The sequence below is a fragment of the Longimicrobium sp. genome, assembly GCA_036389795.1.
GTDB lineage: Bacteria > Gemmatimonadota > Gemmatimonadetes > Longimicrobiales > Longimicrobiaceae > Longimicrobium.
The window spans coordinates 1-18,492 of record DASVWD010000154.1; the positions used below are offsets into that span (position 1 = coordinate 1).

Sequence of the window (18,492 nt, forward strand, 5' to 3'; positions counted from 1 at the left end):
TCGCTCGGCGAGCGCGCCGAGAGCATCGGCAAGATCGTGGAGACCATCGACGACATCGCCGACCAGACGAACTTGCTGGCGCTGAACGCGGCCATCGAGGCGGCGCGCGCGGGCGACGCGGGGCGCGGCTTCTCGGTGGTGGCCGACGAGGTGCGCAAGCTGGCCGAGGGCGCCGCGGCGGCCGCCTCGCGCACGGTGTCGGTGGTGGGGGAGATGCAGAAGGAGATCGACCGCACCGTCTCGCGCATCGAGCAGAGCGCCGCCGAGGTGAGCGACACCACCGGCCGCACGCGCGAGGTGGGCGAGGCGCTCGACACCATCTTCCGCGCGCTGGAAGCCGCCGAGGCGCGGGTGCTGGCGCTGCACGCCGACACGCACCGCATCGCCGGGCGGGTGCGCGAGACCACGGACGTGCTGGGGAACGTGGCCGCCGTGGCCGAGGAGAACGCCGCCGCGGCCGAGGAGATGGCGGCGCTGGCCGAGCAGCTCGAGGCGATGATGACCACCGTGGCCGAGCTCGCCGGCTCGCGCGACGGCGCCTCGCCGGCGGAGGTGGAGACGCTGAGCGCGCTGGCCGGGCGGCTGCGCGACCTGGTGGCCGCCTTCCGCGTGGGCGAGCCGGAGGCGCCCGCCCGCCCCGCGAAGGTGCGGGTCCCGCTGCTCGTCGGCGCCGACGCGTAAGAGGCTTTCGGAAGAGGACTTAGGAGTCCTGCCGCGACCCGCGCGGACGAAGGAGCCCATCATCCCCCTTGACGGGCGGCGCGGGGTGCTGTAGAGTTGGCGGCACGAAACGGGAGTCGCGTCCCAAGCCGTCGGAGCAGAAGCGGGCCTTCGGGTCCGGAGTCTGCACGACGGGATCGCCTCGGAAACGGGGCGGTCGGACGCGCCTCCCGTTTCTTCGTTTCGTCCATCGCCATCGCGAATCAGGAAGGCGCGGACGAACGTACGATGAACCGACGAACCGAACCGTAGACCGAAGGAACGAGATCCCATGACCGCCGCCATTTCCGCCGCCGCCACGATCCGGATGCCCGCATGGGCGTCCGTGTCAGCGCCCGCGCCGCTCGCGCTCGGGCCCTCGGCGGAGCCGTGCGCCCCGGCGCTCGGCCAGCGCGGCGGTACGGAAGGAATCGGGCGATTCGGCGGCCTGCCGCTCATTAGCGGCGGCAGTGATTGGCGGCGGTACGGGCATGATTCGGCACAACTCGCGGGAGGTGGTCCGTTGCGGGCGTAAGGCCCGTACGCGGACGCGGCGCTTCGCAGCATCGAGCGCCCCGCCTCCCTCACCGGAGGCGGGGCGCTTTCGCGTTCCAGGACCTCCGCGCGGGACCTCCCGGCCTCTCCGGTGACGCGGACCGGCCGGCACCCCGGAAGCATCTGCGGACCCACGCGGTCCGGCGTGTTTGACAACTCGGGTCTTGGGTTCTCGTGAACGATCGCGAGCGGAGAGGGCGGGCCGGACGGACGCTGCCCGCCCACCCCACGTGGCACGCGACTCCCGTCGGGCGGGGGGCGCGGCACGGCCGGAAGGTCCGCTCCTCTCCCTCGCGATCGATGAATCATCTCACACGGCGGTAGCTCAACGGTAGAGCATCGGTCTCCAAAACCGGGTGTTGGGGGTTCGAATCCCTCCCGCCGTGCTTGCAATGAATCAAGCGGGATTCGGATGAACAGCGGGTGCGTCAGACATCTGCTCGACACACCGTCCACCAGACTCGTCGAGTAGATCCCTCGGTCGCTACCGCGCCCCTCGGGATGACATCCGTTCAGTCCGACGGGATTGGAATCACCCGGTGCCATCGTTCAGCGGCAGGATACCGGATTGTCGCTCCGGAGAGCGGGGTTCGATTCCCCGTGGCACCGCTGGGAAGTGCGAAGTGCGAAGTGCGAAGTCACGTGATTGACGGGGTGTCGTTCAGCGGTCCAGGACGCCGGCTTCTGGAGCCGGAAACGCGGGTTCGAATCCCGCCGCCCCTGTTTACAAGTGCCCAGTGCGCAGTGCGCAGTGCCCAGTGCCCAGTACACAGGAACTTCGATGTGGGTGGCTTCATGATTCAGTACTCAGATCTCGGATTGATTGACTGGGCACTGGGCACTTGAACCTGGGCACTTCCTGGCCCTGTAGCTCAGCCGGTAGAGCGGCGGGTTGAAGATCCGCGCGTCGGGGGTTCGACTCCCTCCGGGGCCGCTCCACGTCCACGCCAGCGTAGCTCAGGCGGTAGAGCACTCCCCTGATATGGGAGCGGTCGGCGGTTCGACTCCGCCCGCTGGTACTCGCGCCTCCTCCCGTCGCCAAGTGGGAAGGCATCGGATTGCAGATCCGACACTGACCGGGTTCGACTCCCGGCGGGAGGTCTTTCGGGGGAGTAGCAGGGTGCCACGGGTTCGATCCCCGTCTCCCCCTCTTCCAGATTTTGGGGATGTAGCTCAGCGGAAGAGCGTCGCGCCGCCAATGCGAAGGTCACGGGTTCGACTCCCGTCATCCCCTCTGAAAAAGTGCGAAGTGCGAAGTGCGAGGTGCGACGGCACGGGCGGTTGGCAGAGATGGCCGATTGCATCCGACTGTAGATCGGAATCCCCACCGGGACGCGGAGGTTCGAATCCTTCACCGCCCACTCGATCTCACGAAGCACTTAGGACTAAAACACTAAGGACTAAGCACTTAGCACTTAGCACTTCGCACTTCGCACTATCCGTCCGGGACCGTAGCTCAAAGGGAGAGCAGCCGCCTTGCAAGCGGCCGGTTGGCGGTTCGAGTCCGCCCGGTTCCACTTACTCCGAAAACCGACCCTTCGCCCGCGACTTTGCGGGCCGGCGCCCTCCGGGCCTCGGGAGCCGGGCGGGCGCGAGCTGCACTCCTGAGAAAGGTGAGCGAGAGATGCGACCATGAGCACGACGCTGGTCATCAGCCCGGGCTACCTGCCGGTGGGCACGGTCTCGGTCCAGCGCGCCGTCCAGCTGTACGTCGACGGCAAGGCGGAGATCGAGCGCGCCCACCCCACGCGCCGCTTCCGTTCCATGAAGCTCGTCGTCCCCGCGCCGCGCGTGCTGCGGCTGCGCGCCGGGGTGAAGCTGCCCGCCCGGCTGTTCGGGGCGGCGCCGCTCGGCGGCTCCAACCACAACCTCTTCGACCGCGACGGCCGCCGCTGCCTGTACTGCGGCCGGACCGAGGCGGAGGCACGGCGCACGGGCGTCCGGCTGACTCGTGACCACGTCGTGCCCCTCTCGCGGGGCGGCCGCGACGAGTGGCGCAACGTCGTCACCGCCTGCGAGCCATGCAACAACCTGAAGGCCGACCGCACTCCCGACGAGGCGCGGATGCCGCTGCTCGCCGAGCCGCGCACCCCCACGCTCTGGGAGCTGGTGCGGGCGCGCCACGGCGACCTGGCCGAGGTGCTGGCCTTCGGGGAGCAGGAGGCGGCCTGACGCGGGCCGCGCCGACGCCGGCGAACCGCCCGGGGAGGCTCCCTCCCCGGACGGAGCGTCCAACCACACGGTGACGGTAGCTCAGTCGGCAGAGCGCCGGAATGTGGCTCCGGAGGCCACGGGTTCGATCCCCGTCCGTCACCCCTGACTGCGAGGGAACAGGGTACAGGGAACAGGGGACAGCCAGCGAGCTGCGGTCGAAGTTGGCAGGCTGTTCCCTGTCCCCTATCCCCTGTCCCCTGGTTTTTCGCCCTGGTGGAGGAACGGCAGACTCGCCCGGCTCAGACCCGGGAGGCCGATCGGCGTTGGGGGTTCGAATCCCCCCCGGGGTACTGTTGGCCCGAGCGACAACTGGCAGGAACGGGCAGCGAACGCCTGCTCGATCAGGATCCACCCGTCACGGGCGGCACACTCCGCCCGAACCCCTCGACCACGTCACCCGAAGAAAGGAGGTACCAGGTGTCTTCACGAAGGCTGGCTACGCCGCACGGATCTTCCTGCGCGCCTCCGGGCGCGGCGGCGCGGGGGTCGTCCTCTCCCGCATGAGCGAGGCCGGGCCTGACTGCCCGATCGATCCCCGTCCGTCCGACATCGACGCCCCCGTCGAGGGGGCACCGAAAGGAATCGTATGGACACCGGGTTGCTGGAAAAGAAGTTCGCCCGGATGGGCGCACGCCTGCGGATCGGTGAGGCGGCCGACCGCTGGCGCGGCCCGCAGGGCATCGACGTCGGGACCGACCACCGGGGCGAGTTCTTCGAGATCAGGCTCGCGCCGGGTGAACCGGCCGAGTACGAGGTCGTGGACCTCCGCCCCGAGCTGCGCCACCTGCTCCTGCTGGCGCGCCGCGGCGGGGAGAAGGAGAAGTACCTGTGCGGGCACGACGAGCGCCACTGGTTCGTCTGCGCCGTGCCGGGTGCTTCCGTCTCGGGCGTGGAGTCCGCGATGGAGGCGCTGCAGCCGGACCTGGTGCGGGCGTCGGTGCGCGTGAACCTGCGGCGGCAGAAGAACCGCTTCCGCCGCCGCAACGAGGCGTTCGTCCGGCAGGGCGAATGGTTCTTCATCCCGGCCCCGGGCCTGTCCGTCCGCGGCCGGGACGTCCGGCGGAACGAGCCGCTCAGCCGCGGCGCCGGGAGCAAGCCGCACATGTGCCAGTACGCCTACCGCATCGGCGGGCGGGCGGTGATGGTCTGCCCGCGGCACCCGGGCGGCGTCGGCATCGCGGAGTACGGGAAGATCATCGCCGCGAACCCGAAGGCCGCGCGCTGGAGGTGGCAGGCGATGACACTCGATCCGCGGCTCTACGTCCGCGGCCGCATCTGGCACAGCGACCACAAGACCATCGTCCTCGACGGTTGGCACCGCGTGGTGATGAACACGGAGCGTGAAGCGCCGTTCGCACGCCGCGTCGCCTTCCTCGACTGACCCTGAAGGGTACAGGGTACAGGTTACAGGGAACAGCAAGCGAACACCGCGCGGTGTTGCCGGCTGTCCCCTGTTCCCTATCCCCTGCAGTTCGCCCCCGTAGCTCAGCGGACGAGAGCGCCGGATTACGGATCCGGAGGCCCCAGGTTCGAATCCTGGCGGGGGCATGGCACGACGCCAGCCGAGCAGCCTGCAGGCGCTGCAATTGTTCTCAGGCCAAGCGCGACTTGCACCCTCAACTCGGCGAATGGAGAAGGGCCCTCTCCTGCTTACGGTAGATCAGGTCCGGCGTCGGGCATGAGTGGGTTGGGGTGCTTCCACCATGGCTACCGGATGCAGCCGCACCCTCCCCATTGATTGCAGTAGGGGGTGGCGCCCTCACCGTAAACCTGCTGACACCACGCGAAACACGCTTTCAAATCGCAACTCCTGGAGGACGTCGGCGCCGACGGAGAGGCAGACGCCTGGACCGCGCCGAAGCCGAGCGCACCAACGATCATTGCAGCGACGATTGCGGAGATGAGCCTGCCGAGTGAGTGGTTCATGGTCATCATCCTTCTGCGGGTGTCCGGCTTTCGGAGAGAATCCTCCAGAACCGATACTAATCACGACTCATGAGGAGCGCAAGCATGCAGACGATCAGTTCGGAGCCGTTCCACCAGCCCGGGAATGGGCCCAGATGGTAGCCCAGACACCGGCACGTGGCATTCGGAATTAAAGCGCCGGATTACGGATCCGGAGGCCCCAGGTTCGAATCCTGGCGGGGGCATGCAGAAGGATCGAGACGTAGCTCAACTGGAAGAGCGCTCGCGTCGGGAGCGAGAGGTCCGCGGTTCGAATCCGCGCGTCTCGACTGGCAGGTGGGTGACGGAGGGTTGGCGGAGCGGCTGATCGCGCGCGGTTGCTAACCGCGAGGGTCCACGACCCGGGGGTCCTCCCTCACCCTCCTCTTCCGCGGGACGTGGCGCAGCCAGGCAGCGCGCTCGGCTGGGGGCCGAGAGGTCGCCGGTTCGAACCCGGCCGTCCCGACTTCACCCGGAGGGTTGGCGGAGTGGCCGATCGCACCCGTCTTGAAAACGGGAGCCCGCAAGGGCCGAGGGTTCGAATCCCTCACCCTCCTCTCCATTTCTCGCCACACGCGTGCCCGGGAGGTTGGCAGAGCGGCCGAATGCGCCCGTTTCGAAAACGGGAGCCCTTCGCGGGGCCGGGGGTTCGAATCCCTCACCGCCCTCTCACCACCATCGAACGCGCCCGTAGCTCAGCGGAACAGAGCGGGAACGACCTGATAGCGGTCCGTTTCCCCCTCCGGCGGGCTCGACGGGAAAGGCGAGCCGGAGCGCGGCTGCAAGGGTGGGACCGCTGGGGGAGGAGAAGTGCGAAAGTGCGGGAGTGCGGGGATAGCGGGGCCCGTGAGCAGCGAGGCTCCCGCGGCGGCGCCGCGGGAGCCCTGGTCGAGCGCCGGCGTGCGCGCGGCTACCGGATGCGCAGGACGCCCACGTACTTGCCCACGTATCCCATCGCGTACCCGAACGAGCTTTCCACGCCGTAGTAGTACTCGAGGCCGTTGTACGACGCGTACAGGTAGTAGTAGCCCGGAGTCAGGTCCCACGTGCTGACCGCCTCGGGCTCGTGGTGGACGACGCAGTTGTCGCGAGCGGGCTGGGTCAGGTGCGTCTTCACCCGCTGCCCCGCCGCGTTGTAGAACCCCCAGTTTATCCGCGTCCTGGGGACGACGACCCCGGTCACGTACAGGGTCGTGCCCCGGGTGATGTCCTCGCTCCAGGTGGAGCCGAGGCTCCAGAACACGTGGGTGACCTGGCCGCACTCGTACCACGTGCCCCCCATCACGCCCTCCATGTACAGCGGCAGGTCGGAGGCGTAGATGTACGGCCGCGGCGGCGGGGCGAAGGGAGTCGCCGTCGTTTCCTCCCCGCCACCGCCTCCGCCGCCACCCCCTCCGTCCCATCCACCATCGTCGGGCGGGGGCAGGTTGCGCGCGGGTGCGTCGGCGGGCTCGCTCGGCGATACGATCGCGCGGTCGCACGCGCCCAGCAGCGCCGCGGCCGAGAGCACGACCATCGCCAGTTTGACCGGCTGTCCCATATGTCCTCCGTCGGGTGGGTGGGAGAGGGGGAACCGTCCGCGCCACGGCGAGACTCTCGTTTTGCGACGCTAAATGAATCATATACAAATGTTCCCCAAACGACAACGGGGGATTCCGGCGGCACCGAAGGCCGCAGGTTCGAGTCCTGCCGGGCGCATGTATCCCAGCGCGAACGTAGCTCGATCGGCAGAGCGCCGGCTTCCCAGACCGGAGGCAGCGGGTTCGACTCCCGCCGTTCGCTCTTCACGAGAACCCGGACTCGGTCCCTGATTCCCTCCCCACCCCTTCCTTCCTCCTTCCACGCACCCTGCCATGCAGCATCGAACGTAGTCGCGCGGTCCACGGCGCCCCTTGCGGGCACGTCGTGAACCGCGCGACAACCTCGTTTCTGGATCAGCACGCGGGAGGGCCGGCGCGGGTGCGTCTTCCGGTGCGGGGCTTCGTTTTGCCCATCCCGGGGGAGCGTCCGCGTGCAACCGTAGAGGCGCGCCCCTGTGGGATCATTCACCGCAGAGCCCGGTGCACTCCTAGCAGACCGGGGTGTCGCAGCCCGTCCCCGCCCCGCTGCACTGGTAGCAGACCGGGTATCCCGAGTCGCAGCTCGTACCGCCGCAGGTGACCGGGTACCCGCAGCTATCCTCGGGCTGGGTGCCGCAGGCCCGCGAGACGTCGTTACCGACGACCGTGCCCTTCGCCTCCCCCTCCGCGGGTTCCAGCTCGAAGGGCTCGACCATGAGGTCGTCGGTGTCCAGCCGGAGCTTCTTCATCGGTCCTCTCCGCGTTGGGGCCGAGTTGCGGATGCGAGGTATTCGCGCCCGGATCGATCAAGATGGCACAACCAGGCGAGGTCGGGAAGGAAGCCGCAGGGCCGCTGTGCGGAACGTGGCTTCCGGGGAGCGGGGCGAAGGGGGGCAGCGGCCGAAGGCCAGCCCGGTGACTGGGGCGAAGTCGTAACAACGCGCCGCGGACCGCGCGACGACCTCGCCCGTGATCAGCGCGCAGGAGGGCCGGCGGCGGGGGCATCGTCCACGCCCATCCGGCGCAGCAGGTCCGCGAAGCGCGGGTCGCCGCGGAAGGGATCCAGCCCCGGGTGCACGCGCACTCCGTTGGTGAGCACCGGGTCGCGCTCCTGGAAGGCGCGCTCCAGCCACTCCCACGCCCGCTCCACCTCTCCCACCCGGATCGCCCCGGAGGCCAGCACCGTCGGCGCGGCCTCCATCCGCTCCATCCTGCGCAGCCAGTCGCGCCGGTATTCCAGCTCGCTGGTCCGCAGCAGCGCGGCCAGCTCGTCCGCGTCGGCCGGCGTGATGAAGCCGCGCGCGACCCAGTGCGGCAGGCCGAGCTCGTGACGCCCCGCGTAGTTGTAGGCCTCGGCCAGGTAGTGGTGCGCGGCGTGGAAAGCGGGATCGACCTCCAGCACCTTGTGGAAGCGGGCCAGGGCCAGCTCGGTGCGGCCGGCCCTGAGGTCCACCACGCCGCGGTCGGTGGCGATCGCCAGCGAGAGCGGGTCGAGCTCCTGCGCGCGCTGGAGCTCCCGCGCCGCCTCCTCGAAGCGCCCGAGGAAGCACAGCGTGAGGCCGTAGCGGTGGTGCGGCGCGGCGGAGCCGGGGCCGAGGAGGAGGGCGCGCCGGAACGCCCGCTCGGCGCCCTCCCAGTCCCACTCGTACCAGCGGGCCACCGCCAGCGCCACGTACGCCTCTCCCAGCTCGTCGTTCAGCTCCAGCGCCCGCAGCGCGGCCGTCCTCGCCCGCGCCAGCGCCTCGGGGCGGGGGAGCAGCGGAGCGAAGACGAAGAGCGGGAGCTGCGCGTACGCGTCGGCGAGCCCCGCGTAGGCCAGGGCGTAGCGCGGGTCCTCCTCCAGGGCCAGGCGGAACGACTCCACCGCCCGGTGCCACCCCTCGCGCGAGCCCTGGCCCAGGAAGTAGCGCCCGCGCAGGTAGAGGTGGAACGCCCGCGGGCTCTCCGGGGGGCGCGCGCCGATCCGCTCGCGCGCGCCGGGCGTGAGCTCCACGCGCAGCGCCCGGGCGATCTGCTCGGCCACCTCCGCCTGGACCGCCAGGAAGTCGGTGAGCGCCCGGTCGTACGTCTCCGTCCACAGGTGCGCGTCGGTGGCGGCGTCGATGAGCTGGGCCACCACCCGCACCCGCCCGCCCCCGCGGCGCACGCTCCCCTCCAGCACGGCGGCCACGCCCAGCTCCTCGGCCACCCGGCCGACCGGGAGCGCGCGCCCCTTGAACGCGAACGACGAGGTGCGGGAAGTCACGCGCAGGCCCGGCACGGCGGCGAGCGTGGAGATCAGGTCCTCGGTGAGCCCGTCGGCGAAGTACTCCTCGGGCTCGGGGCTCAGGTCCAGGAACGGGAGCACGGCGAGGGAGCCGGGCGGGGCGGGGCCGGGCGCCGGACCGGTCCGCTGCGCGCGGATCCCGTCCGCCAGCGCGCGCGTCTCCCGCGACGGCTCCGCCTCCAGCTCGCCCCGCAGCCGGCGGGCGAACTCCTCGTACGCCTGCAGGGCGCCGGCGCGGTCGCCCGCCTGGTCCAGCAGCACCAGCAGCCGCCGCAGCCCGCGCTCGTCGAACGGGTCCAGCTCCAGGGCCGCGCGGGCCCAGCGCGCGGCGCCGGCCGGGTCGCCGCGGCCGGCGTGCTCGTCGGCCAGCCCCCGCGCCGCCTCGACGGCGCGGGCGCGCAGCCGGTCGCGCTCGCGCTCCAGCGCTCGAACTCGGGGACGCCGGAGAGGTGGAACCCCGCCAGCAGGTCGCCGCGGTAGAGCTCCAGCGCGGCCGTGCTCCGCCCGGCGTCCAGCTCCTCCTCGAAGGCAGCCGCGTCGCAGCGCAGCCCGCCGGGAGCCACCCCCAGTTCCGCCCGGCCGCGGCTCGCCACCACGCCCTCGCCGAGCTGCTGCCGGAGGAAGTGCACCGCCTGGCCCAGCGCGTTGCGCGCCGCGGCCGCGTCCAGCTCGGGCCAGAAGAGGGCCAGGAGGGAGTCGCGGCGGTGGAAGCCGCGCGGGTGCGCGGCGGCGAGCCAGACGAGCAGGGCGAGCCGCTTCGGCTGCTGCAGGACGGACCGCAGCTCCGTGCCGTCCGGACCGTGGAGGTCCACGCCGCCGAGCACGCGCAGGTCGACCATCGGGGCGGGTGGGAGTCGCGAAAAGGAGCGGGACCGATAAAGCCGGGGTAACCGGCGGATAACGGAGGCAAGCTACTCTTCCGCCCGGGAGCGCGACAGTCGCGCCCCGGCAGAAACCTTCATTGCAGCGGAAGGAGGAGGAGATGGCCCTTCATTCTCTCCAGGCGCGGGCGGCGGTGGCCGCCGCGCTCGGCGTGCTCGGCGCGATCGGCGTGCTCGCGTGCGACTCGGACCCCACCACCCCGGAGCCGGAGCGCACCCTGCGGGCGATCCGCGACGCCACCCGCGCCTACCAGTCGGTCGACGCCGCGGTCGCGGCCGGGTACGCCCCGGCGGGTCCGTGCGTGGCGCACCCCTCCATGGGCGCCATGGGCATCCACTACTCCAGGGCCACGCTGGCGGACGGCACGGTCGACCCCACGCAGCCCGAGGTGCTGCTCTACGCGCCGAGCCCCGGCGGAAGCCTGCAGCTCGTGGGCGTCGAGTTCCTCGTCCCCGCCGCCGCGTGGGACGCCTCCAACAGCGCCCCGCCCATGCTCAGCGGGCAGCCCTTCGACGACCACCGCGCGCCCGAGGCCCGGCACGGCCTGCCCTTCCCCCACTACGACCTGCACGCCTGGGTCTGGCGCGACAACCCGAACGGCGTCTTCGCCCCGTTCAACCCCGCCGTGAGCTGCTGACGCGGGATCGAACGTAGCTGCGCGATCCGCCGCGCGCCGGTGTATCCGGCGGCGCGGCGGATCGCGCGCCTGTCCTTTCGTCCTTGCTCGTGACCGAACGATCAGCACTGAAGCGGGTTGCACCGCGTCGGGTAGGTGCAGTCCGGATCCTGCGTGTTCGTGGTCGGGATCCTCTCCGGCGCGGGCTGAACGGAGCCGGTGGAGAACGACTCCACCCGGATCTGGTCGAGGTCCAGCATAAGCTTCGGCATGGGCGCGTCTCCTGCGGCTGAGGTTGGCAAGCACGGCTTTCCCCCACGTTCCCAAGATCGGCCGCCGCACCACCACGTCAAGCTTCCGTCCGCTAGCGGGCGATGCACGGACGAAAGACTCTGCCCGGGGCCCGCCGCACGCGCACGTTCGCCGTCTATCCGGCCTCAGCCGTGCGCGGCGGCGACGAAGCGCGCGAGCTTGTCTGCAGCCCTCTTCCTCTGGCACCTGCTTTGAATCATTCGGCTTTGCCCCAGTCCGGGCAAGCTATCATCCTCGATTGCCTGATTATATCCAGGTAGGAGGACTCTATGGCCAAGCCGAGCACCAAAGGCGGAAGCGGCGGCAGCACAAGTGGCGGGAGCGGTGGAGGCGGTAGCAGCGCGGGTGAGCAGAAAGGCGGGAAGCCAGTCCTCGAGAACGCGCCGAGCACGACCGGCAGAAAGTCGGGAGGTAAACGAGGCAACCTCCCGCAAAAGCCGAAGAAGAAGGATTAGCTCGGCAGATCGCTCACTACCCCGAATCACCAGATGCAGGCGGTTGGATCCTTGTCGTCTCCGCCGATCACCCGGGGATAAGCGTCGCCGCCGCGACGAAGCGCGCCAGCTTGTCCGCGTCCAGCCGGCCGTCGGTGCGCACACCCGAGCACACGTCCAGGCCGAAGGGACCCACGCGCCCGACGGCCTCGGCCACGTTCTCCGAGCGCAGGCCGCCGGCCAGGTACACGGGCACGTCCACCGCCTCGCGGATGCGGCGGCTCAGCTCCCAGTCGTGCACGCGCCCCGTGCCGCCCAGCTCCTTCACCGCCGCCGCCGGGTTGCCGGAGTCGAGCAGGATCGCGTGGACCAGCGGCGCCACCCGGCGCGCCTCGTCCACGGACTCGGGCCCGCGCACGTGGATCACCTGCACCAGCGCCACGCCCGGCAGCTCCGCGCGCAACTCGCGCAGCGCGTCCGGCTCCACCGCGTCCACCAGCTGGAGGGTGTTGACCTGCGCGCCGCGCTGCTGCGAGACGATGCGGGCGGGATCGGTGGACGAGGTGAGGAGGAAGGTGGCGACGCCGGGCGGCACTCGGGCCGCGATCTCCGCGATCAGCTCGTCGCCGATCACGCCCGGGCCGCTGGGCATCGCCGACACCAGCCCGAGCGCCGAGGCCCCGGCGCGGATGGCGATCCACGCTTCCTCCGCGCTGGAGATGCAGCAGACCTTGATGCGGGGACGGGCGGTGGGCTCCACGGAACGACAGGGACAGGTTACGGGAAACGATGGGATCGGCGCCGCCGCCCGGCCGGGAGGCTCAGGGCGTGGGCGGCGGCTCGAGCTCCCAGAAGACCAGGGCGGAGGAGATGTGCGTCGTCGCCTCCACCTTGCCGTCGCGGGACAGCTGGACGATTCCCGTCTGCGGGTCCAGCTCCACGTCCACGTTGTTCCACACGCTCGTCCGCTCGCCGGACCTGATCCGCACCGTCTTCGCCCGCCCGCTCGTCTGGATCGTCATCGCGGTCTGCGCCACCTGCTCTCCCTCCGTCGCGGCCGGGGCCGGCGCGGCTGCGGCCGGCCCGGCCGGTGCCGGCGCGGCCGGGGCTGGAGCGGCCGGAGCCGGCGCGGCGGCTTTCCCACCCTGTGGAGGATTGGCGTTCCCTGGCATCGTTCCCTCCCGCGGCCACCCGCTGAAAGGTTGATCCGAACCTCGAAGGAGAGGCGGCGACATCTCCCGGGGCTGCCGACGCCGACCGTCGCTCCGTACCTCGTACCTCGTGCCCCGTACCCTCACTCCCACTCGATCGTCGCCGGCGGCTTGCTCGACACGTCGTAGACCACCCGGTTGATCCCGTTCACCTCGTTGATGATCCGCGTCGAGATGCGCGCCAGCACGTCGTGGGGGAAGGGGTACCAGTCGGCCGTCATCCCGTCGCGGCTGGTGACGGCGCGCAGCGCGCAGACGTTCTCGTAGGTGCGCTCGTCGCCCATCACCCCGACCGACCGCACCGGCAGCAGCACGGCGAACGCCTGCCAGATGTCGTCGTACAGGCCGGCGGCGCGGATCTCCTCCAGGTAGATGGCGTCGGCCTGGCGCAGGATGGCCAGCTCGCGCTCGTCCACCTGGCCCAGGACGCGGATCGCCAGGCCGGGGCCGGGGAACGGGTGCCGCCCCACCATCTCCTCGGGGAGCCCCAACTCGCGCCCCACCTGCCGCACCTCGTCCTTGAACAGCTCGCGCAGCGGCTCCACCAGCTCGAAGCGCATCTCCGGCTTGAGCCCGCCCACGTTGTGGTGCGTCTTGATGGTGGCCGACGGCCCCTTCACCGAGAGCGACTCGATCACGTCGGGATAGAGCGTGCCCTGCACCAGGAAGCGCGCGTCGTGCCCGATCCGCTCCGCCGCCTCCTCGAAGACGTCGATGAAGGTGTGGCCGATGATGCGGCGCTTCTCCTCGGGCTCCTCCACCCCGCGCAGCCGGTCCAGGAAGAGGCGCGAGGCGTCGACCACCTCCAGCCGGATCCCCATGTGCTGCCGGAAGGTGCGCTCCACCCCCTCGCGCTCGCCCTGCCGGAGGAGCCCCGTGTCGACGAAGATGCAGGTGAGCCGCTCGCCGAGCGCGCGGTGCACCAGCGCCGCCGCCACCGACGAGTCCACCCCGCCCGACAGCCCGCAGACCGCCTGCGCGTCGCCGACCTGGCGGCGGATCTTCTCCAGCTCGTTCTCGATGAACGACCCCGCCGTCCACGTCGGCTCGCACCCGCAGACGCCGAAGAGGAAGTTCGACATGATCTCGGCGCCGCGGGTGGTGTGCGCCACCTCCAGGTGGAACTGCACCCCGTAGACGGGCCGGTCCTCGGCCGCGAACGCAGCCCACTGCTGCCCCTCGCTGCTGCTCGCCAGCAGCCGGTACCCCGGCGGGGGCTGCACCATGTGGTCGCCGTGGCTCATCCACACCTGCGTCCGCTCGCCCTCGTGGAAGCCGCCGAAGATCCCCGTGCCCTCGTGCACCTCCACCAGCGCCCGCCCGTACTCGCGCCGGCCGCGCTCCACCACCCCGCCTTCCAGGAAGGTGATGAGCTGCATCCCGTAGCAGACGCCCAGCACGGGCACGCCCATGCGCAGGAGCCCCGGGTCGGCGGTGGGGACGTCCTCGCCGTAGACGGAGGACGGGCCGCCGGAGAGGATCACCCCCTTCGGCCCCCAGTCGCGGATCCAGTCCAGCGGGCGCGTGGGCGGGTGGATCTCGCAGTAGACGCGCTCCTCGCGGATGCGCCGCGCGATGAGCTGCGTGAACTGCGAGCCGTAGTCGAGGATGAGGATGCGGTTCGGGTCCACTGTGCCGGGGCCGGTCGGGAGTGTCTGAAGGCGTGCGGCGGCAAGATACCGGGCGGGCCGGAGGGTGGAAAGGACCGGCGCCCCCCGCCCGCCATCCACCTTCCCCGTAACCAGGCGAAGTCGGCAGGTCCCCATAACTCTGTTCACTTCAACGACTTGCGCGCGTGCTGGCCCGGTGCTTGCCGGGCGCGGCGGGAGAGGCCGGTCCTGCAAGCTCTTCCGTCGCAAGGAGTTGCACCATGATCCGCTCCGCCCTTCGCCGGGTCGCGCTCCCGGCGCTCGCGCTGGCCGCCGCCTGCGGGGACGGCGAGGCCCCGACCGCACCCTCCGCGCTCGCCCCCGAGGTCCCCGCGCCGCGGCCGGACGTCCTTCCCGCGGTGGGGAAGTACGCCTACGCCTGCGGCACCAACCTGGCGCCCGACCAGGGCGCGGCGAACGAGGAGCTGCGGCGGAGCTACGCCGCGTGGAAGGCCGGGTACGTGACCGCGAGCGGGGCGGGCGGCTGGCTGCGCGTCACGCGCGGCGCCGAGGGGAACTACGACACCGTCTCGGAGGGGATCGGCTACGGGATGCTGCTGGCCGCCTACCTGGGCGACAAATACGCCTTCGACCAGCTGTGGGGCTACGCGCGCAGCCACTTCAACGCCCGCGGGCTGATGAAGTGGAAGATCAGCTCCGGCAACGTGGCCGAGTACGACGACGCGGCCACCGACGCCGACGAGGACATGGCGCTGGCGCTGGTGGCGGCCGACCGGAAGTGGGGCGGCTACGGGAGCGCCGCGCAGGCCCTGCTGGACAGCATCGCGAAGTACGAGGTGGAGAGCGGCACGTACGTGCTGAAGCCGGGCGACCAGCGCTACTGGGGCGGCTCCGAGATCACCAACCCGTCGTACTTCGCCCCCGCCTTCTACAAGGTGTTCCGCGCCTACAGCGGCGACGCGGTGTGGGACCCGGTGACCACGAAGGTCTACGAGATGGTCTCCAACCTGAACACCCGCAGCGGCGTCTCCACCGGCCTCCTCCCCGACTGGATGAAGGCCGACGGGACCGCGGCCGCCGACCCCACCAAGCGCTACCAGTACTTCTACGACGCCTCCCGCTCTCCCTGGCGCCTGGCCAAGGACGCGGCGTGGTACTGCGACACGCGCGCCCGCTCGCAGCTCGACCGGATGAACGCCTTCTTCGCGGGGCAGGGCGCCGCCGGCATCAAGGAGGGGTACGAGCTGAACGGCACGCCGCTGTACTTCGCCCACAAGGCCGTCTTCGTGGCCACCGCGGCGGCGGGCGCGCTGCACTCCGCCAGCGCCACCTACCGCGCCGACATGTGGACCGAGACGGTGAGCCGCGCCGACAGCAGCGGCTACTTCAACAACGTGCTGCGGCTGCTCTCGATCCTGTTCATGAGCGGGAACATGCCCAGCCCGCTGGACCTGGGCGCCGCGCGCCCGCTGGTGGACGACTTCGAGTCGGGGAGCGTGGCCCGCTGGTGGACGTTCAACGACCCGGGCACTTCCATCGCGCGCGGCGTGGTGTCGCCGGCCGCGTTCGGGTACGGGATGAAGGTGGACTACGCCATCGCCTCGTACGGCGGCGTGGGGACCGACTTCTCGCCGGCGCGCGACTGGAGCGGCCAGCGGGCGCTGGAGTTCTGGTTCAAAGGCACCGGGTCGGGGAACACCGTCCGCGTGGAGGTGCAGGACAACCGCGCCGCGGGGAGCACCACCGACACGGCCGAGCGCTGGGAGTACAGGCTCGCCGACACCTCCACGGGCTGGCGCTACGTCTCGATCCCCTGGAGCGCCTTCACCCGCCGCGCCGACTGGCAGCCGGCCGGCGCCCCGAACGACGGCTTCAACCGCACCCAGGTCTGGGGGCTCACGCTCGCCCCCCTGGCCGGCTCCGGCAGCTTCCAGGTGGACGGGGTGCAGACGGTGCGGTGACGCCGGGCGGCCAGGATCCATTCGAGAAGGCGCGCGGCGGGTGGATCTCGCGGTCGGACCAGGCCCGACGAAAGACTTCGGCTCACGCAGAGCCAGCAGAGTCAGCAGAGAAACCCTCTGTTGACTCTGCTGACTCTGCGTGAGCCCGATGTTTTCCGGATCGGTGCCGCGGAAGCCTGGTTCACCAGGACGTAATCGATTACCAATCAGGCATTTACGTGGATTTACGATGGCCCGTTTTATGCCTGCCGGAACATCTCGTCCCGGCGGACGGGCAGTGGGTTGAAAAGGAGTTGCACCATGCAGACGAAATCCCTCGCGCGCTCGGCCGTGGCGCTGCTGACGGCGGGAATCCTCCTCGCCGGGTGCGACGGCATCACCGACCCCAACCTCGCCCCGCCCGACCCGCGCGTCGACCCCGGGAGCGGGGCGCCGGGCGTCAGCGCGCCGGCCGGACAGGCAGGGTCGTAAGCGGCCGCCGGAACACGCGTCCGGCGTCCCCCCGGCCCTCTCCGATCCGGAGTCGGGCGCGGCCGGCGGCCGCCCCTCACGAAACCCTTTCGCGGCGGCTCCGGCGGCACCATTTTCGCATCAGGCGTTTCCCGCTCCCGGACCCGCCCCGGACCCCCTCCGGCGGCCCGTCCACCACCCGCGAGCCCCCGTTCCCCCGCAGTCCCGTGGCACACCGTCGCCTCCCCACCCGGGCGCCGCTCCTGGCCGTGCTCGCCCTGTGCACCGCCGCCTGCTTCGACGCCGAGACCGCCGCCGACGCCGCCAGCGACGCCGTGGTCCGGTCGCTCGCCGCGACCCCCGCCGAGGCGCACGCGCCCCGGAGCGCCCCACGCCCGCCGCAGCGCCCGCGCGACCAGGCGCCGCCGATCATCCGCGGCATCTACGTGAACGCCTACGCCGCCGGCGACCCGCGCCGCCGCGGGCCGCTGCTGGCGCTCACCGACACCACCGAGCTGAACGCCTGGGTGGTGGACGTGAAGGACGAGGACGGCGTGCGCTACGCCTCGGAGCTGCCGCTGGCGCGCGAGGCGACGCACGAGGGGAGCATCCCCCTGCGCAACCTGAAGGCGCTGGTGGACACGCTCCGGGCGCACGGCATCCACCCGATCGCGCGGATCGTGGTGTTCAAGGACCCGCGCCTCTCCCGCGCCCGCCCCGACTGGTCGATCCGCACTCCCGAAGGCGGGCTCTGGCGCGACCGGCAGGGGATCACCTGGGTGAGCGCGTGGGACAGGCGGGTGTGGGAGTACAACCTGGCCATCGCCGAAGAGGCGGTGCGCGCCGGCTTCACCGAGGTGCAGTTCGACTACGTGCGCTTCCCCGAGGCGTACCGCTCGCTCCCGCGCCAGGTGCACCCGCAGGCCGCGGGCGAGCGCACCGACGCCATCGCCGGCTTCCTGGCCGAGGCGGGCCGCCGGCTGCGCCCGCTGGGGGCCACCGTCACGGCCGACCTCTTCGGGCTGTCGATGAACGAGGCGGCCGATGTCGGCATCGGCCAGCAGTGGGAGCGCATGTCGTCCACCGCCGACGCGGTGCTGCCGATGGTGTACCCGTCGCACTACTTCCCCACGCACCTCCCCGGCATCCGCCGCCCGAACCGGATGCCGTACGAGACGGTGTTCACCTCGGTGGGGATGGGCGTGCTGCGCAACCGGCGGCTGGAGGCGGCGGGGGTGGAGCCGGCGCGGATCGTCCCCTGGATCCAGGCGTTCACGGCCACCTGGAACGACCGCGGCTACCCGTACGGCTCCGCACAGGCCCGGGCGCAGATCGAGGCCGTGCACGACCTGGGGCTGGAGGACTGGATCTTCTGGCACCCCGGCTCCAACTACGCCCAGGTGGCCGGCGCCTTCGCCCGCGACACCGGGATCCGCGCGAAGGCCTTCACCCCCACGTCCACCATCGAGGCCCTGGTCGACCGCTTCGACCGCGAGGGCGCGGCGGATGCCCGCCAGCGCGCCGCCACGGCCGGCCAGGTCGCCGCGAACGAGCCCCCCGCGACGGCGGCGGGCGGGGGACAGTAGAGGCGACGGCGAGCTTCGGCGCGGCGGCGGAGGGCCCTCACCCGGCGCCGCTACCGCGTCGCCACCCTCTCCCACCTTCGGGAGAGGGTACTGTACGGGCCATGTGCGGCGCGGGGCGGTCCTCGAGGACCGCCCCGCGCTTCGTCACTTTCGCACTTTCGCACTTTCGCACTCACGCACTTCAGTACATCCT

At 71.3% G+C, this 18,492-nt stretch carries 14 protein-coding genes and 18 tRNA genes; 25 read left to right on the forward strand and 7 right to left on the reverse strand.

The window, feature by feature from the left end; translation table 11 throughout:
• The 20 genes from VF746_20940 to VF746_21035 all read left to right on the forward strand — a co-directional run.
• Positions 1-681, forward strand: a 681-nt coding sequence (locus VF746_20940; GenBank protein HEX8694907.1) for a methyl-accepting chemotaxis protein, incomplete at its 5' end; no start/stop codon positions are given.
• An 887-nt stretch (positions 682-1,568) separates the two neighbouring features.
• Positions 1,569-1,640: transfer RNA gene (locus VF746_20945), tRNA-Trp, on the forward strand.
• A gap of 152 nt (positions 1,641-1,792) precedes the next feature.
• Positions 1,793-1,863: transfer RNA gene (locus VF746_20950), tRNA-Asp, on the forward strand.
• A gap of 41 nt (positions 1,864-1,904) precedes the next feature.
• Positions 1,905-1,977, forward strand: a tRNA-Gln gene (locus tag VF746_20955).
• A gap of 138 nt (positions 1,978-2,115) precedes the next feature.
• A tRNA-Phe gene (locus tag VF746_20960) sits at positions 2,116-2,188 on the forward strand.
• A 12-nt stretch (positions 2,189-2,200) separates the two neighbouring features.
• Positions 2,201-2,273, forward strand: a tRNA-Ile gene (locus VF746_20965).
• A 9-nt stretch (positions 2,274-2,282) separates the two neighbouring features.
• Positions 2,283-2,355: transfer RNA gene (locus VF746_20970), tRNA-Cys, on the forward strand.
• 61 nt (positions 2,356-2,416) lie between these two features.
• Positions 2,417-2,488: transfer RNA gene (locus VF746_20975), tRNA-Gly, on the forward strand.
• Between the two features lie 41 nt (positions 2,489-2,529).
• Positions 2,530-2,615: transfer RNA gene (locus tag VF746_20980), tRNA-Tyr, on the forward strand.
• A gap of 84 nt (positions 2,616-2,699) precedes the next feature.
• Positions 2,700-2,771 (forward strand) — tRNA-Ala (locus tag VF746_20985).
• A gap of 115 nt (positions 2,772-2,886) precedes the next feature.
• Positions 2,887-3,426 carry an HNH endonuclease gene (locus VF746_20990; protein ID HEX8694908.1) on the forward strand — a complete coding sequence of 180 codons (540 nt, stop codon included), beginning with the start codon at positions 2,887-2,889 and terminating at the stop codon, positions 3,424-3,426.
• Positions 3,427-3,496: 70 nt separating this feature from the next.
• Positions 3,497-3,569, forward strand: a tRNA-His gene (locus VF746_20995).
• A gap of 106 nt (positions 3,570-3,675) precedes the next feature.
• A tRNA-Leu gene (locus VF746_21000) sits at positions 3,676-3,758 on the forward strand.
• Positions 3,759-4,054: 296 nt separating this feature from the next.
• Positions 4,055-4,849, forward strand: a complete 795-nt coding sequence (locus VF746_21005) for a hypothetical protein (GenBank protein HEX8694909.1) — start codon at positions 4,055-4,057, stop codon at positions 4,847-4,849.
• A gap of 93 nt (positions 4,850-4,942) precedes the next feature.
• Positions 4,943-5,016, forward strand: a tRNA-Arg gene (locus VF746_21010).
• Between the two features lie 613 nt (positions 5,017-5,629).
• Positions 5,630-5,702, forward strand: a tRNA-Pro gene (locus VF746_21015).
• Between the two features lie 16 nt (positions 5,703-5,718).
• Positions 5,719-5,798, forward strand: a tRNA-Ser gene (locus tag VF746_21020).
• A 6-nt stretch (positions 5,799-5,804) separates the two neighbouring features.
• Positions 5,805-5,878 (forward strand) — tRNA-Pro (locus VF746_21025).
• An 8-nt stretch (positions 5,879-5,886) separates the two neighbouring features.
• Positions 5,887-5,969, forward strand: a tRNA-Ser gene (locus VF746_21030).
• A gap of 26 nt (positions 5,970-5,995) precedes the next feature.
• A tRNA-Ser gene (locus VF746_21035) sits at positions 5,996-6,087 on the forward strand.
• A 235-nt stretch (positions 6,088-6,322) separates the two neighbouring features.
• Here the strand turns inward: VF746_21035 and VF746_21040 are convergent.
• Complete coding sequence (locus VF746_21040) at positions 6,323-6,952, reverse strand: hypothetical protein (protein HEX8694910.1); 630 nt, start codon at positions 6,950-6,952, stop codon at positions 6,323-6,325.
• Between the two features lie 169 nt (positions 6,953-7,121).
• Between VF746_21040 and VF746_21045 the strand changes: the two genes are divergently transcribed.
• Positions 7,122-7,194, forward strand: a tRNA-Gly gene (locus VF746_21045).
• A 286-nt stretch (positions 7,195-7,480) separates the two neighbouring features.
• On the opposite strand, the gene VF746_21050 is transcribed toward VF746_21045, so the two are convergent.
• Together VF746_21050 and VF746_21055 are read right to left on the reverse strand one after the other, a co-directional pair.
• Positions 7,481-7,720 (reverse strand): hypothetical protein, encoded by a 240-nt coding sequence (locus tag VF746_21050; protein ID HEX8694911.1) that lies wholly within the window; start codon positions 7,718-7,720, stop codon positions 7,481-7,483.
• A 224-nt stretch (positions 7,721-7,944) separates the two neighbouring features.
• Complete coding sequence (locus tag VF746_21055; GenBank protein ID HEX8694912.1) at positions 7,945-10,221, reverse strand: BTAD domain-containing putative transcriptional regulator; 2,277 nt, start codon at positions 10,219-10,221, stop codon at positions 7,945-7,947.
• On the opposite strand from VF746_21055, the gene VF746_21060 reads away from it, so the two are divergent.
• On the forward strand, positions 10,220-10,756 hold the full coding sequence (locus VF746_21060; protein ID HEX8694913.1) for a hypothetical protein: 537 nt from the start codon (positions 10,220-10,222) through the stop codon (positions 10,754-10,756). The genes VF746_21055 and VF746_21060 overlap by 2 nt on opposite strands.
• A gap of 101 nt (positions 10,757-10,857) precedes the next feature.
• On the opposite strand, the gene VF746_21065 is transcribed toward VF746_21060, so the two are convergent.
• From VF746_21065 to guaA, 4 genes are all read right to left on the reverse strand, one after another.
• The gene (locus VF746_21065; GenBank protein HEX8694914.1) at positions 10,858-11,007 is read right to left on the reverse strand and encodes a hypothetical protein; all 150 of its coding nucleotides are present in this window, start codon (positions 11,005-11,007) and stop codon (positions 10,858-10,860) included.
• Between the two features lie 562 nt (positions 11,008-11,569).
• Entirely contained in the window at positions 11,570-12,241 is a 672-nt protein-coding gene (locus tag VF746_21070; protein ID HEX8694915.1) for a phosphoribosylanthranilate isomerase, read from the reverse strand.
• Between the two features lie 61 nt (positions 12,242-12,302).
• Positions 12,303-12,503, reverse strand: a complete 201-nt coding sequence (locus tag VF746_21075; GenBank protein HEX8694916.1) for a hypothetical protein — start codon at positions 12,501-12,503, stop codon at positions 12,303-12,305.
• A gap of 272 nt (positions 12,504-12,775) precedes the next feature.
• Positions 12,776-14,323 carry a glutamine-hydrolyzing GMP synthase gene (gene guaA, locus VF746_21080; protein HEX8694917.1) on the reverse strand — a complete coding sequence of 516 codons (1,548 nt, stop codon included), beginning with the start codon at positions 14,321-14,323 and terminating at the stop codon, positions 12,776-12,778.
• Positions 14,324-14,562: 239 nt separating this feature from the next.
• Between guaA and VF746_21085 the strand changes: the two genes are divergently transcribed.
• The 3 genes from VF746_21085 (at position 14,563) to VF746_21095 (ending at position 18,299) form a co-directional block, all read left to right on the forward strand.
• On the forward strand, positions 14,563-16,263 hold the full coding sequence (locus VF746_21085; protein ID HEX8694918.1) for a glycosyl hydrolase family 8: 1,701 nt from the start codon (positions 14,563-14,565) through the stop codon (positions 16,261-16,263).
• Positions 16,264-16,563: 300 nt separating this feature from the next.
• Positions 16,564-16,734: a hypothetical protein gene (locus VF746_21090; protein ID HEX8694919.1), complete on the forward strand. Its 171-nt coding sequence runs from the start codon at positions 16,564-16,566 to the stop codon at positions 16,732-16,734.
• 206 nt (positions 16,735-16,940) lie between these two features.
• Positions 16,941-18,299 carry a putative glycoside hydrolase gene (locus VF746_21095; GenBank protein ID HEX8694920.1) on the forward strand — a complete coding sequence of 453 codons (1,359 nt, stop codon included), beginning with the start codon at positions 16,941-16,943 and terminating at the stop codon, positions 18,297-18,299.
• Positions 18,300-18,492: the final 193 nt, after the last annotated feature.